The organism is Geomicrobium halophilum (genome assembly GCF_014207655.1).
GTDB classification, from domain to species: Bacteria; Bacillota; Bacilli; order Bacillales; family Marinococcaceae; genus Geomicrobium; species Geomicrobium halophilum.
In genome coordinates this window covers 1,233,969-1,249,182 of record NZ_JACHHJ010000001.1, presented here as the reverse complement: position 1 = coordinate 1,249,182, position 15,214 = coordinate 1,233,969, and the positions used below count along the sequence as shown (strand labels likewise).

Here is a 15,214-nt window from a genome sequence, read left to right as displayed (position 1 = left end):
GTGTGCTTAAATGGTATTTCGGAAGATTTAAACGTACAAAATATAAAGGAACGACCGAAATCTTATGAATTCTTTTTCAGCTTTTTTGTCAGTATTATGCTTCGATGTATTTCAGTCAAATGAAGAAATGAGCAGCTTGCTACAAAAATCAAATCTAAACGATAATATGAACAACAAGCCAAGCTGAAATCGTCTAAAAGGAATGACGAACTAAAATTCAGCTGCAGTAAACGAAATATCTTGCCCACCCCCTGCTTCCTATGGTATATTTATTGACGGTGTTAACACACACGCTTCCTGATTCGAGCAACGGTGCCGACTGGTTTGATGCGGTTTTGTTCGAAAATGAGGTGAAGCGGAGGAAAATAACCGAAGGAGGAAGAAAAACGATGGCTGTAATCTCAATGAAACAGTTACTTGAAGCAGGTGTTCATTTCGGGCATCAAACAAGGCGTTGGAACCCGAAGATGGATCGTTACATTTTCACAGAACGGAATGGTATCTACATCATCGATTTGCAAAAAACGGTGAAAAAGGTAGATGAGACGTATAAGTACGTTCGCAACTTGGCCGCTGATGGCGGTAAGATCTTATTTGTTGGAACGAAAAAACAAGCACAGGAGTCGGTCCGTGATGAGGCCGTACGGTGCGGCATGTACTATATTAACCAGCGGTGGTTAGGTGGTACATTAACTAACTTCCAAACGATTAGAAAACGGATCGCTCGCTTAAAAGATCTAGAAAAAATGGAGGAAGACGGTACATTCGATGTTCTTCCGAAAAAAGAAGTTATTCTCTTGCAAAAAGAAAAGACCCGTCTTGAGAAGTTTCTCGGCGGCATTAAAGATATGAACACTTTACCTGATGCGGTGTTTATCATTGACCCTCGTAAAGAACGTATTGCCGTGGCGGAGGCACGTAAATTAAACATTCCAATTATCTCCATTGTAGATACAAATTGTGATCCTGATGAAGTTGATTACGTGATTCCAGGCAACGATGATGCGATTCGTGCGGTTCGCTTGCTTACATCGAAGATGGCAGATGCTGTTGTTGAAGCAAGCCAAGGAGAAGAAGAGGAAATCGCAGAAGACCAACAAGAAGAAGCAGTAGCGACAAGCGCTGAAGAATAATATGTATGATGAAACAGGGGTGACAAGGGCAAGACCCTTGTCACCTTTTTACAAGTTTACAAGTGTATTAGATCAAGAAACTAACAAGGAGGCATTTTCAAATGGCGATTAGTGCAAAAATGGTAAAAGAATTGCGTGAAAAAACCGGTGCCGGCATGATGGATTGTAAGAAAGCACTTGCAGAAACGGACGGAGATATGGAAGAAGCCGTTGCTTTTCTCCGTGAAAAAGGGATCTCGAAAGCGGCGAAGAAGGCAGATCGCGTTGCAGCTGAGGGACTCACCAACGTAAAAACTGAAGGCAACAAAGCTGTCATCGTCGAAATTAATGCGGAGACGGATTTCGTGGCGAAGAACGAGAATTTCCAAAAAATGGTGGATACAGTTTCTCATCATTTACTCACCAATGAACCTGCTGATTTAGACACCGCTTTTTCTCAAACCGTTGAAGGTGGAAATACACTCGAACATTACATCAACGAGCAAATTGCTACCATTGGTGAAAAAATTTCCTTGCGCCGATTCGCTGTTGTTCATAAAACAGATAATCAGGCATTTGGTGCTTATCTTCATATGGGCGGACAGATTGGTGTTCTTTCTGTGCTTGACGGAACAACGGACGAAACGCTAGCAAAAGATATTGCCATGCATGTGGCCGCCATCAAACCGAACTATGTTTCTCGTGATGAAGTACCGGAAGAAGAAGCAAACAACGAACGTGAAATTCTTAAACAACAAGCGCTTAATGAAGGCAAACCGGAAAAAATTGTGGAGAAAATGGTCGAAGGTCGTATGAAGAAATTCTTCGAGCAAGTGTGCTTGCTTGATCAAGAATTTGTCAAAGACAGTGACCAAACGGTGGAGCAATATGTGAACAGTCAGAATGCAAGCGTTTCTTCATTCATCCGCTTTGAAGTTGGAGAAGGACTTGAAAAACGAGAGGACAACTTTGCAGATGAAGTGATGTCTCAAGTCAAAGAGTAGACAGGTAAGGGGACACGATGTGTTCCCTCTTTTTCAAAAACATGAAGAAGGATGAGTGTAGCACAGGAAACTGGAGGCGCAAGATGCACAATTACAAACGTGTGATTCTAAAACTAAGTGGTGAAGCACTCGCTGGAGAACAGGGGTATGGCATTGACCCGAATGTGATTCAATCCATTGCTTCGCAACTCAAGGAAGTTACAGAGCTGGGCACAGAAATTGCGATTGTTGTCGGTGCAGGTAACATTTGGCGTGGAATGGCTGGAAGTTCACAAGGGATGGATCGTGCGACCGCTGATTATATGGGGATGCTCGCGACCGTTATGAATGGGCTGGCTTTACAAGATAGTCTTGAAGACATCGGTGTTGAAAGCCGCGTGCAAACGAGCATTGAAATGCGTCAAGTTGCTGAACCATACATACGCCGAAAAGCCATCCGTCACCTTGAAAAAAAGCGTGTGGTTATATTCACGGCTGGAACGGGTAATCCTTATTTTACCACGGATACAACCGCGGCTCTTCGGGCAGCGGAAATTGAAGCAGACGTAATATTAATGGCGAAAAATAAAGTGGATGGCGTTTACGATTCGGATCCTTTTGTCAATGAAAATGCGATGAAATATCGGGAGCTTTCCTACCTTGATGTTTTAAAAGATGGGTTAGCGGTTATGGATTCTACTGCTTCCTCTTTGTGTATGGATAATAATATCCCGTTACTTGTCTTTTCAATTACAGAAGAAGGAAACATTAAACGAGCGGTCCAAGGCAATGACATTGGCACCGTTGTAAGGGGGAACTCATAATGACGGAATCGATTAAAAAAGACGCAAAAACCCGAATGCAAAAAGCTGTGGAGTCATTAAATCGAGAACTTGCCACTCTTCGTACGGGTCGTGCGAACCCCTCGATTTTAGACAAAGTTGTTGTTAATTACTATGGTATGGACACGCCTCTGAATCAGCTAGCATCTATTTCAGTTCCGGAGGGCCGCCTTCTCGTTGTGGCTCCTTTTGATAAATCAACGATTGCTGATATTGAAAAGGGTATCCAAAAAGCTGATCTCGGCCTCACTCCTAATAATGACGGACAAGTCATTCGAATTACGATCCCAGCACTCACTGAAGAACGGCGCAAAGAATTGGCTAAACTTGTTAATAAATACGCAGAAGAGGCCCGCGTTGCTGTTCGCAACATTCGCCGTGATGCTAATGATCAAATTAAGAAGCAGGAGAAGAGCGGGGACATCGCAGAAGATGACTCACGGCGAGAACAGGATGAGATTCAAAAAATAACGGATGAACATATTCAAACCATCGACAAAACTGCCGATGAAAAAGAACAGGACATTATGGAAGTTTAACGTCAATATGTGTAAAATATGGACATTAGGATAAAACCCTCTGCTAAATAAGGGGGTTTTATCTCTTTCCATGAACTGGATGTGAAACTTCTTCCTTCTAAACATTGAGGGGTGTTTCATTGCCAACGGTAAGTGAGATCCTCTAAAGCAGTGTTTTTTATACGATCAGAAAGAGGTATACGCCAATGAAAGTAGCGATACCATCCGGATTTTTTGACAAGAGGTTGGTGCTTAACCATGTTGGATCGTTTTTTAGATAAGCAGAATGGAACACAGCCAGTTGATGTCCATACTGAAGTCCCTGAACATGTTGCCATTATACTGGATGGCAATGGAAGATGGGCGCGAAAAAGAGGGATGCCACGGAATGTAGGACATCGTGAGGGAATGAAAACGATTCATAGAATTACTGAGTCTGCAAATGAGATGGGTGTGAAAGTGCTCACGTTGTTCGCTTTTTCAACAGAAAACTGGGTGCGTCCAAAAACGGAAGTCGATTTTATTCTGCGCTTGCCAGAGCGATTTCTGACGAGTGAGCTGCCAAAACTCCAGGCCAATAACGTACAGGTGCGATTGATGGGAGCAGTTGATGAATTACCCGCTCACACGAAAAAAGCTGTCGATCGTGTGGCTGAGGAAACCGCAGGGAACGACGGCATAATGTTGAATCTTGCCCTTAATTACGGCGGCAGATCAGATATTGTTCGCGCTGCGAAAAAAGTATGTGAGCAGGTCCAACAAGGGAACTTTCGCCCCGGAGATATCAATGAAGAAATGATTTCTGAGCATTTGTTCACAAAAGAGCTACCTGATCCCGACCTGTTGATTCGCACAAGCGGGGAACTGCGATTAAGCAATTTCATGCTTTGGCAGATGGCTTATAGTGAATTTTGGTTCACGGATGTATTGTGGCCGGATTTTAGTACCGAAGATTTTGTGGAAGCGATCCAAGTCTATCAGAAGCGGAAACGCCGATATGGAGGCGTGTAAGGGGTCGATCGAATGAAATTAAGAATCTTTACAGCCTTGATTGGGCTTATCGTTTTACTTATTCCGCTTATCCTCGGCGGTCCAATTTTCGGTGCATTGGTGACACTCATGACGATCGCTGGTTTGATAGAACTATTAAGAATGAATAAAATATCGATTGTATCATTTCCGGCATTTTTAGGGGGCATTGTTTCCCTCTTGCTCTTATACGCAGGCCCAGCCGCAGGTATGTTATCAAATGAGGTAACCTTTGCTATATTGGTAATGGTAGTGTGGCTTCTTCTTTTAACGATGGTTTTTTCCAATAACCGTTATCACTTTGGCGCGATAGCTTTTATTGCGTTTGCGGCTATATACGTAGGTATCGGTTTTCATTTTTTCCTTGCAGCTCGATTACATAACGGGCTCGAATATGTTTTTTTCGTACTTATTACTGTATGGGCAACAGATACCGGAGCATATGTATTCGGACGTAAATTCGGTAAGCATAAACTGTGGTCAGCCATCTCACCAAAAAAAACGATAGAGGGTGCTCTGGGTGGAATCATCCTAGCGCTCGTAGCAGGCACGATCTATGCTTTAATTTGGTCCCCTTTTGACTATTTAGGGGTGACAATCGCACTTATCATCATGATTTCCCTTGCTGGTCAATGCGGGGATCTCATCGAGTCTGCATTTAAACGCTACTACAACGTAAAAGACTCAGGTCGACTCCTTCCCGGACATGGAGGGGTGCTCGATCGTTTTGATAGTTTGATATTCGTATTTCCACTTCTTTATGTGGTAACGGTTTTTTTCACCTCTTAAAGAGGATGTCTAGAAAGTTCCGGGAAAACGACCTCAAAAAGAAGAATACTTTTTGCGAAGGGTGGCTTACGTGATGACGCTTCGCTCTTTGGATAAGAAAACACTTTTCCAGTATGAAGAGTTTATGTTAACGAAGTGACAATATAGGTGCTTGAAGCTTTGTCTTTTAATACGATTCGGGTCTTTTTTCTCCTTTTTGATGTGCACGTAAAAGGGTTTGGATGGAAGGAAGGTGAATAGAATGAAAGAGATCGCGCTGATCGGTTCAACAGGTTCTATCGGAACCCAAACTCTCGATGTTATCCGCCAACATCAGGATCGGTTTCGAGTTCGTTTACTGGCTTGTGGTACAAACATTGAGCGATTGAAGCAACAGATTGCTGAATTTCACCCGGAAGTTGTCGTGATTCGTGACGAGAAGGATCTTATTAAGTTGGAGGCCCATTTACCAACGGGAACGAAAGCTGTAGCAGGTGAAACAGCATTATTGGAAGAGATCGCTAAGACAAATGCATCGTTCGTTATGAATGCAATAGTTGGCAGCCAGGGCCTTAAGCCGACAATGGCAGCGATTAAGGCTGGGAAAACCATTGGAATTGCCAATAAAGAAACACTTGTGACTGCCGGTCACCTTGTGACAGAAGCATGTAATCACTATGGAGCGCAATTGATTGCTGTCGATAGTGAACATTCTGCTATCTTACAAAGTCTGGAAGGAAGTAAACGAGAAGAAATCAGCCGGTTGATTGTTACCGCATCCGGTGGGAGCTTTCGCGATTGGAGCGCTGAAGAATTGCAACATGCGCGCCCGGAAGATGCATTAAAACATCCGAATTGGTCTATGGGCCAAAAGGTAACGATTGATTCTGCTACAATGATGAATAAAGGATTAGAGGTCATAGAGGCTCATTGGTTGTTTAATATGCCCTATGAAAGCATTGATGTTTTAATTCATCGTGAAAGCATTATTCACTCCCTAGTTGAATATCAAGATAAAAGTATGATCGCGCAACTAGGAACCCCAGATATGAAGGTTGCGATTCAGTATGCACTGGCTTATCCGGACAGGCTTGAACTTAATGGTCCGGAAAGGTTAAACTTATGGGAAGTCGGGACCCTTCATTTTGAGAAAATCGATCCCTTAAAGCACCAATGCTTGATGATGGCTTATCAGGCAGGGAAAACTGGAGGATCCGCACCTACTGTATTAAACGCAGCCAATGAGGTGGCGGTTCAAATGTTTCTCGAAGGGAAACTAACATTTACTGGAATTGCAACCGTTGTAGAAAAAGCACTTTCCGAACATACAGTGATCGATCACCCTTCAATTGAGAAGGTGTTGGAGATTGATGAAGAAACCCGAACACGCATGATGACAGGATAAAAGCGAAGGTGGGAAGCATGTGCAAACGCTCATAGCCATCATTGTCATATTTGGATTAATCATCGCCATACACGAATGGGGGCATCTCTATTTTGCCAAAAAAGTGGGGATCCTTTGCCGTGAGTTTGCTATTGGATTTGGTCCGAAACTGTTTTCAAAGAAAAAGAACGAGACCGTCTATACTGTACGTCTCCTGCCCCTGGGGGGATTTGTTCGAATGGCCGGTGAAGACCCGGAGACCGTGCAAATCAAACCGGGGTACGAAGTAGGTTTAACATTTAATGAAGACGACACTGTAAAAGAGATTATCGTAAATAACAAGGCTAAACATACAGATGCAAAAATCATTTCCGTTGAGCGTGCAGACCTTGAGCATGGTCTCTTTATTGAAGGATACAGTGATGATGCAGAGGGGCTTGTCCGCTACGATGTTCATCGACAGGCCGATATGATTGTTGATGAGGAACGAAATCAAATCGCCCCATGGGATCGACAGTATGGATCAAAAAAGCCATGGCAGAAAGCTGTGGCCATTGTAGCAGGCCCGGCAATGAATTTTGTGCTTGCTCTTATCCTCTTTGCCGTCTTTTTTTCAATTCAGGGTGTACCTCAACCGATGGTTTCAAATGTCCAGGAAGATAGTGTAGCCGAAGAAGTAGGGTTAACCGAGGGGGATGAAGTTTTATCGATCGATGGTCAGTCCATCGACAGCTGGACGGATATGCTACAGACGATTCAACAAAGCCCGAATGAAGAAATCACTATGCTTGTGAATCGTGAAAACGGTACTGAATCGATTTCAATGGTCGTTGAAGGCGTCTATCAGGAAACGGTTGATCAAGAGATTGGCTTTATCGGCGTTGAGCCCGTCATGTCCCATTCATTCCTGGAGTCCATACAGCAAAGCTTTTCTCAAATTCAAGATGTAGTGGTCTTAATTTTTGAGACGTTGCAACTTATTTTCACTGGAGAGTTTTCGCTGGATTATTTAGCGGGGCCTGTTGGGATTTATGATTACACAGGTGATGTAGTGCAAATGGGAATGCTTAATTTGTTTCAATGGGCAGCGCTTTTGAGTGTCAACATTGGAATTGTTAATTTACTGCCATTACCAGCCCTTGATGGCGGAAGACTGATTTTTATAGGACTTGAAGCTATACGGCGCAAGCCTTTGGATCCAAACAAAGAAGGGATCGCGCATTTTATTGGTTTTGCCCTGCTCATGTTGCTTGTCCTCATGGTAACGTGGAATGACCTTAATCGGCTATTCATGTAATAGAGGTTGTTCAAAAAGTCCGGGAAACATAGCTTTCGTATCTCATCGTCGTCTTACTTCTACGCTCCTCACGTATGAAAATCATATCCTCGAAAAAGAAGCGCACTTTTTCGTTGTGAGAAGTGAACGTTTTCGTGGTGCAAGCAGGATGCTCGAAGCTATGTTTTCTCGACCTACTCGGCTCTTTTTGTCCTCTTTTTTGAACACGCATTAATAGGGGAATACGTAAAAATAATGATCAAGAACTCCTTTATAAAGTGAGGCTTTATAGTAATGAGACAACAAACATTTTTTAGTCCAACAATGCGGGACATTCCTGCGGATGCTGAGTCAAAAAGCCATCAGCTCATGATCCGCGCGGGATTGATGCGTCAAACAGCTGCCGGTATCTATTCATATTTGCCGATTGGAACTCGGGTGTTAAGAAAGATTGAAGCCATTGTAAGAGAAGAAATGGATCGTACCGGCGCACAAGAATTACTTATGCCTGCCATCCAACCTGCTGAACTTTGGGAAGAGTCCGGACGTCTCGATGACTACGGCCCGGAATTAATGAGACTCAATGATCGGCATGAGCGCCGCTTTGTGCTAGGTCCGACCCATGAAGAAGTAATCACATCTTTAATTCGTGATGGGGTCCATTCATACAAACGACTACCTTTATATGTGTATCAAATTCAAACAAAATATCGAGATGAGCGTCGCCCGCGCTTTGGACTCCTGCGCGGCCGGGAATTTATTATGAAAGACGCCTATTCCTTCGAACCATCAGAAGAAGCGCTTGATCGAACGTATAATGTTATGTATGAAGCGTATACAAATATTTTTAAACGTTGTGGACTTGATTTTCGCGCAGTAGAAGCTGATGCTGGTGCTATTGGGGGCACAGGGGGAACCCATGAATTTATGGCACTTGCTGACATTGGTGAAGATACGATTGCGTACTCGGACCAATCGGAGTTCGCAGCGAATGTTGAGATCGCTCCTACCCCTCAACCATCTGAAAAACAGGAAGGAACTTTGAAAGCTCTTAATACAGAAAATGGAGCGGCTTCAGCTGATGAGGTAGCATTACGAATGGATCAGGACGTTCCCACAGTGATTCATGCACGTCTATTTTACATTGAGGAAGCTCCCGTTCTTATACTTACCCGTGGTGATCACGAAATTAGTGACGTGAAAGTCGGGAACTTCTTTGACACTTTACATGTCAAAGAAGCAACGCCCCGTGAAATCGAGCAGAAATTTGGAGCAAGTGCCGAGTTTATTGGGCCGGTAGATGCTCCGGCAAATGTAAAGATCATCGCAGACCACGCGATTCGGCCTCTTGTTAGTGCAATTTGTGGTGGCAATAAGCGTGAGCTGTTTTATACAAATGTCGCTCATGGGCGAGATTTCGAAGTAGAGGCCTTCGCTGATATACGCATGATTCAGGAAGGAGATTCATCTCCTGACGGCAAGGGGTTCGTTCAATTTGCGGAAGGGATCGAAGTCGGACAAGTCTTTAAGCTTGGAACGAAGTATTCAGAAGCCTTGGGAGCAAGCTTTCTTGATGAAAATGGCAAAAGTGCACCGATGCAGATGGGCTGCTACGGGATTGGGATTAGCCGTACACTCGCGGCTATCGTCGAACAAAACCATGATAACGACGGGATCATCTGGCCGAAAGCAATTGCGCCGTTTGATCTGCATTTGCTTGTGATAAATCCAAAAGATGAAGCACAGCTGACGCTTGCTGAGAACCTTTACGAAGTTTTGCAATCGGAAGGCTTTGATGTCCTATATGACGATCGCAAAGAGCGTGCAGGTGTTAAATTTAAAGATGCGGATTTGTATGGATTGCCGATTCGTATTGCTGCTGGAAAAAAAGCAAGCGAAGGCATCGTTGAAGTGAAGGATCGCAAAACAGGTGAGATGACCGAAGTGCAGGCACAAGATTTAGCTGCGTACTTAAAAGAGGTTGAATAGAACTGGGAGGGGCCCCTGAGTCCGCTCCCTTTTTCACCGAGAAGGAGGGCTGCTTGTGAATGATAATGCCGTTCGTTATGAACGATTTCAACTTTTATTAGAACAAATTGGGATCCCTGAGGATCTGAAACACGCGGAGCTGCAATCTGGGCGTATATATAAATTGGAAATTTACCGTGAAGTACGTAAGTGGCATTTTACATTTGGCTTTGGTCAACCACTAAGCGCGTTGGTAATTCAGCTGTTACAAGAAAAACTGCAAGCAGGCTTTCAAGACATTGCTACGATTGATTTTTCTATTTTCTATGACGAGGGTGCGCTTTCTTCAGATCAAATTGCTGATTATTGGCCAGTAATCATTAGCAAGGCGGCGGATTTACCAGATCATGTTGCGATGAAACTCGAACGCTCACAACCGACCGTCAACGGGCGTTTTCTTGTTCTGAGATGTCATAGCGAGGCAGAGGCTCATTCACTTTCAAAACAAGCAGGTCCGGCACTTGAGCAAGCGATAATCTCTTGTGGTTTCGAATCGCTCACATTTTCTCCTGAAGTTGATGTAGCCACGGAGGAAGAAACGCGCTTTCTTGAACAAAAAAAGGAAGAAGAACAATCCAAAGTCATCGAAGCAATGATGGAAAGACAAAAACAGGAGCAAAAAGCGGAAACAGAAGCTACGGTTCAAAAACTGCAAATTGGATATCCGATCAAGGATGAAGCGCTCCCTCTTAACGCTATTCAAGATGAAGAAAGGCGCGTCACAATTCAAGGATACGTTTTTGATGTTGAAACCCGCGAGTTAAGAAGCGGGCGTGTGCTTTTGACATGTAAAATTACAGATTATACCGATTCCCTACTCATAAAAATGTTTTCACGTGACAAAGAGGACATCCCCTTGCTCAATGCTGTCAAGAAAGGGATGTGGGTTACGGCGCGTGGAAGCATTCAAAATGACACGTTCGTAAGAGATCTTGTAATGATGGCCAATGACATCTCGGAAATTTCGCATAGCAAACGTATGGATGAAGCTCTGGAAGGTAAGAAACGTATCGAGCTTCATGCCCATACGACGATGAGCCAAATGGATGCAGTAGCATCTGCTTCTGAAATTGTAGAGAAAGCTGCAAGTTGGGGCCATGAGGCAGTAGCGATCACTGATCATGGAGTTGTACAGGCGTTTCCGGAAGCATTTTCAGCAGCCAAGAAATACGGTATTAAGATGATTTATGGAATGGAAGCTTATCTCGTTGACGACGGGGTGCCGATTGCATACAACGAAAGTAATCGTCATCTTTCAAAGTCCTCGTTTGTCGTATTTGACGTTGAAACAACGGGCTTATCTGCCGTTTATGATACGATTATCGAACTAGCAGCTGTAAAAGTTGAAAACGGTGAGGTTGTAGATCGCTTTGAGTCGTTCGCTCAGCCCCATGTGCCGTTACCAGCAAAAATTACTGAGCTTACGGGTATCACCGATGCGATGCTAGAGGATGCCCCAGAAGTGAGTGACGTTTTACAGCAGTTTAGGGATTTTGTTGGTGATAGTGGTCTTGTTGCGCATAACGCCAATTTCGATATCGGTTTTATTAATGCCGGGTACAAAAATCAGGGCTGGCCGGAGACTAAACTTCCAGTCGTAGATACGTTGGAACTTGCACGTTTTTTATATCCGAACATGAAAAACCACAGGCTTAACACTCTATGTAAAGCGATGGATATTGAACTCGTCAGCCACCATCGAGCGATTTATGATACGGAGGCAACGGCCTATCTATTTATGAAAATGATTCGTGATGCTGCTGATCAGGGAATCGAATATCATCACGATCTCAATGAAAATATGGGGAAAGGGGATTTTTATAAAAATCGCCCCTCCCATTGTACGATTCTCGTGCAAAATCAAACCGGGTTAAAAAACTTATATAACTTGGTCTCAATGTCACATATGTCATATTTCTTTCGAACACCTAGGATTCCTAGATCAAAACTTGTTCAGCATCGGGAAGGTTTACTTATCGGTTCAGGATGTGACAAGGGCGAGGTATTCGAAACAATGATGCAAAAGTCGCCTGAAGAAGCCGAAAAAGCTGCTCGATTCTATGACTTTATCGAAATTCAGCCGCCGGAACTATACTTCCACCTGATTGAAAAGGATATCATCAAAAGTGAGGCTCAATTGTTCGATATCCTGCGAAAGTTAAACGATGTTGGTGAACGTTTGGATCTTCCAGTAGTAGGTACGGGCAATGTTCACTACTTGGAGCCCCAAGACCATATGTATCGTAAAATTCTCGTCTCATCTCAAGGAGGGGCCAACCCACTGAATAAGCAAACCATGCCAAAAGTGCACTTTCGAACGACGGCAGAAATGCTTGAAGCCTTTGCATTTCTTGGTGAGGAGAAAGCACGGCAAGCCGTAGTCGATACTCCGAAGTCCTTGGTGGACAACATCGAAGACATTGCACCGATTCCAAGCGACTTGTATACGCCCAATATCGAAGGTGCAGATGAAGAGATGCGTGAACTGACGTATGGGAAGGCAAGAAGCATTTACGGATCTGAACTCCCGAAAATTGTTGAAGATCGTCTCGAAAATGAATTGGAAAGCATTATTGGGCATGGGTTTGGAGTTATCTATCTCATTTCTCATAAACTCGTAAAACGTTCCCTCGAAGATGGTTATCTCGTAGGTTCCCGTGGGTCGGTCGGCTCGTCCTTTGTTGCAACGATGGCTGATATCACCGAAGTGAACCCTTTACCGCCTCACTATGTATGTCCGGAGTGTTGTCATTCCATCTTTTTCGATGACGGAACCGTTGCATCTGGCTACGACTTGCCAGATAAAGCCTGTACACAGTGTGGTGCCTATTATATTCGAGAAGGGCATGATATTCCCTTTGAGACGTTCCTTGGTTTTAAAGGGGACAAAGTCCCGGATATTGATTTGAATTTCTCCGGCGAGTACCAGGCACGTGCCCATGATTTTACTCGTGAGTTATTCGGGGATGATAAAGTGTTCCGTGCGGGTACAATCGGAACAGTGGCGGAAAAAACAGCGTATGGCTTTGTGCGCGGGTACCAGAACGATCACAATATCTCCCATATACGCGGGGCTGAGATTGATCGGCTCGTCGACGGGTGTACAGGTGTAAAACGGACGACAGGTCAGCATCCGGGCGGGATTATTGTTGTCCCCGATGATTATGATATTCATGATTTTTGTCCGGTTCAGTATCCAGCGGATGACAAAAATGCAAGTTGGAAGACAACGCATTTTGATTTTCATTCGATTGATGATAACTTATTGAAACTGGATATTCTTGGCCATGATGATCCGACAGTCATTCGTATGTTGCAAGATCTAAGTGGGATTGATCCAAAGGACATTCCTTTTGACGATCCAGAGGTGATGCGGATATTTGAAGGACCTGAAGTTCTTGGTGTGACGCCTGAACAAATTATGTGCAAAACAGGGACGTACGGAATTCCGGAGTTTGGTACCCGGTTTGTCAGACAAATGTTGGAAGAAACGAAACCTCAGAAGTTCTCTGAGCTTCTGCAAATCTCAGGCCTTTCCCACGGGGCTGATGTTTGGCTTGGGAATGCCGATGAATTAATTCGAGATGGAACTTGTGAATTAAAAGACGTGATTGGCCTTAGGGATAACATAATGGTTAATCTTATCTATAAAGGTCTTGAACCGTCGCTTGCTTTTAAAATTACGGAATTTGTCCGTAAGGGGAGAGGATTGGAACAAGAGTGGATTGATGAAATGAAAAAACACGATGTACCGGATTGGTATATTCAATCGTGTCTGAAAATCAAGTATATGTTTCCAAAAGCACATGCGGCTGCATATGTGTTAATGGCGATAAGAATCGCTTATTTTAAGGTTCATCATCCAATTCTGTTCTATGCAACGTATTTCAGTGTGCGAGCCAGTGACTTTGAACTTGAGACGATGCAAAAAGGGAGCGAAGCCATCCGGGCTCGAATTACGGATATTCAGGGCAAAGGGTTTGATGCTTCCCCTAAAGAGAAAAGTCTTGTTACCGTACTCGAATTGGCGCTGGAAATGACTGAGCGTGGGTTTTCGTTTGGAAATATTAGTCTCTATCGCTCTGAGGCACGTACGTTTATCGTAGATGGAGATACATTGACTCCGCCGTTTAGTGCATTGGAAGGTGTAGGCGCGAATGCTGCCCAAAACATTGTTGATGCACGCGAGAAGGGAGAGTTTTTATCCAAAGAAGACCTGCAGCAGCGAAGTAAAGCAACGAAAAATGTAATTCAGCATTTAGATGCAAATGGCTGTCTAGAAGGGCTTCCGGATTCTAACCAGCTTTCCTTATTTTAAATTTTATCTCTTGTCGACGTTTAAACACGGGCAGTGCAGGGGACACTAGACGGTAAAGCATGGTTATGGATCCTGTCGGTAGGAAGTGGAAAATAACTTGCAAAAGCGTAGGAATTGTGATATTTTAACTGTGGTGAAGACACTTATACGTACGTGAAAGAGTGGGGGCAACCCCACTCTTTCTTGCTTGTTTATGTCATATAAAAATTAATGTTAGGAGGGAGAGTATGTCAAAGAACGTTAAGGATAATGTGAGAATGATTGCAACTCCGATTTTGGAAGATCTTCACATGGAGCTTGTGGATATTGAATATAAAAAAGAGGGTAAACATTGGTTTTTACGCCTTTTAATTGATCACCCTGATGGGGTCGGCCTCGAAGAATGTAGTCTTGTTAGTGAACGGGTAAGTGAAAAACTGGACGAAGAAGATCCGATTGAAGGCGCTTATTATTTAGAAGTAAGCTCGCCTGGAGCGGAACGGCCCTTAAAAAATGCGGCAGATTTTCAAAAGGCTGTTGGAAGGAACGTGTACGTAAAGACGTATGAGAAAATTGGCGGCCAAAAAACGTTTGAAGGACAACTCACCGCCTACGAAGAAGGGTATTTAACGATTAACATTCGTGATAAGACACGTACACAAGCATTTCATGTACCGGAAAAAATTGTCGCTAATGCACGGCTATCTGTATTATAGACGTGTTTAATCAAGGAGGACGAAAAGAGTCAAGTAGTTCAGGGAGCCAAGAAGCGATCTTCCGCGTCTTATGGGACTTCGGCGCAGGGCATTCCGGTTTTGAGTCGAAGATCTTTAAACCTATGATAGCTCAAGAATCCTCTTCCTAGAAAATTATCCTCATCATGAAGAAAAAGGGTTCTTCTTTTTGAGGAAGTTTTCCTGAACTTTTTTAAACCACCTCTTAATAGTGACAGGCGAAACCACAACTCCAACGCCATG

General features: G+C 43.7%; 11 protein-coding genes. All 11 read left to right on the top strand.

Annotated elements, in window-relative coordinates; genetic code table 11:
• The first annotated feature begins 389 nt into the window (after nucleotides 1-389).
• The 11 genes from rpsB to rimP all read left to right on the top strand — a co-directional run bounded on the left by rpsB (nucleotide 390) and on the right by rimP (nucleotide 14,953).
• Nucleotides 390-1,133 (top strand): 30S ribosomal protein S2, encoded by a 744-nt coding sequence (gene rpsB, locus HNR44_RS06090; RefSeq protein ID WP_184403179.1) that lies wholly within the window; start codon nucleotides 390-392, stop codon nucleotides 1,131-1,133.
• A gap of 101 nt (nucleotides 1,134-1,234) precedes the next feature.
• Nucleotides 1,235-2,116: a translation elongation factor Ts gene (gene tsf / locus HNR44_RS06085; protein WP_184403178.1), complete on the top strand. Its 882-nt coding sequence runs from the start codon at nucleotides 1,235-1,237 to the stop codon at nucleotides 2,114-2,116.
• Nucleotides 2,117-2,199: 83 nt separating this feature from the next.
• Nucleotides 2,200-2,919 carry a UMP kinase gene (pyrH, locus tag HNR44_RS06080; protein WP_184403177.1) on the top strand — a complete coding sequence of 240 codons (720 nt, stop codon included), beginning with the start codon at nucleotides 2,200-2,202 and terminating at the stop codon, nucleotides 2,917-2,919.
• Nucleotides 2,919-3,476 carry a ribosome recycling factor gene (frr, locus tag HNR44_RS06075; protein ID WP_184403176.1) on the top strand — a complete coding sequence of 186 codons (558 nt, stop codon included), beginning with the start codon at nucleotides 2,919-2,921 and terminating at the stop codon, nucleotides 3,474-3,476. The genes pyrH and frr overlap by 1 nt, the downstream gene beginning before the upstream one ends.
• 237 nt (nucleotides 3,477-3,713) lie before the next feature.
• Entirely contained in the window at nucleotides 3,714-4,466 is a 753-nt protein-coding gene (gene uppS / locus HNR44_RS06070; protein WP_184403175.1) for an undecaprenyl pyrophosphate synthase, read from the top strand.
• A 12-nt stretch (nucleotides 4,467-4,478) separates the two neighbouring features.
• Nucleotides 4,479-5,273, top strand: a complete 795-nt coding sequence (locus HNR44_RS06065) for a phosphatidate cytidylyltransferase (RefSeq protein WP_184403174.1) — start codon at nucleotides 4,479-4,481, stop codon at nucleotides 5,271-5,273.
• Nucleotides 5,274-5,514: 241 nt separating this feature from the next.
• On the top strand, nucleotides 5,515-6,657 hold the full coding sequence (gene dxr / locus HNR44_RS06060) for a 1-deoxy-D-xylulose-5-phosphate reductoisomerase (protein ID WP_184403173.1): 1,143 nt from the start codon (nucleotides 5,515-5,517) through the stop codon (nucleotides 6,655-6,657).
• 19 nt (nucleotides 6,658-6,676) lie between these two features.
• A complete protein-coding gene (gene rseP / locus HNR44_RS06055) occupies nucleotides 6,677-7,933 on the top strand; it encodes an RIP metalloprotease RseP (protein WP_184403172.1) in 1,257 nt (418 codons plus the stop codon).
• 273 nt (nucleotides 7,934-8,206) lie between these two features.
• Nucleotides 8,207-9,901, top strand: a complete 1,695-nt coding sequence (locus HNR44_RS06050) for a proline--tRNA ligase (protein ID WP_184403171.1) — start codon at nucleotides 8,207-8,209, stop codon at nucleotides 9,899-9,901.
• A gap of 55 nt (nucleotides 9,902-9,956) precedes the next feature.
• Nucleotides 9,957-14,258, top strand: a complete 4,302-nt coding sequence (locus HNR44_RS06045) for a PolC-type DNA polymerase III (RefSeq protein ID WP_184403170.1) — start codon at nucleotides 9,957-9,959, stop codon at nucleotides 14,256-14,258.
• Nucleotides 14,259-14,485: 227 nt separating this feature from the next.
• Nucleotides 14,486-14,953: a ribosome maturation factor RimP gene (gene rimP / locus HNR44_RS06040; protein ID WP_184403169.1), complete on the top strand. Its 468-nt coding sequence runs from the start codon at nucleotides 14,486-14,488 to the stop codon at nucleotides 14,951-14,953.
• Nucleotides 14,954-15,214 lie beyond the last annotated feature (261 nt).

Coding starts and splice junctions, on each gene's coding strand:
- rpsB (WP_184403179.1), top strand. CDS start 390: ATGGCTGTAATCTCAATGAAACAGTTACTTGAAGCAGGTGTTCATTTC.
- tsf (WP_184403178.1), top strand. CDS start 1,235: ATGGCGATTAGTGCAAAAATGGTAAAAGAATTGCGTGAAAAAACCGGT.
- pyrH (WP_184403177.1), top strand. CDS start 2,200: ATGCACAATTACAAACGTGTGATTCTAAAACTAAGTGGTGAAGCACTC.
- frr (WP_184403176.1), top strand. CDS start 2,919: ATGACGGAATCGATTAAAAAAGACGCAAAAACCCGAATGCAAAAAGCT.
- uppS (WP_184403175.1), top strand. CDS start 3,714: ATGTTGGATCGTTTTTTAGATAAGCAGAATGGAACACAGCCAGTTGAT.
- HNR44_RS06065 (WP_184403174.1), top strand. CDS start 4,479: ATGAAATTAAGAATCTTTACAGCCTTGATTGGGCTTATCGTTTTACTT.
- dxr (WP_184403173.1), top strand. CDS start 5,515: ATGAAAGAGATCGCGCTGATCGGTTCAACAGGTTCTATCGGAACCCAA.
- HNR44_RS06050 (WP_184403171.1), top strand. CDS start 8,207: ATGAGACAACAAACATTTTTTAGTCCAACAATGCGGGACATTCCTGCG.
- rimP (WP_184403169.1), top strand. CDS start 14,486: ATGTCAAAGAACGTTAAGGATAATGTGAGAATGATTGCAACTCCGATT.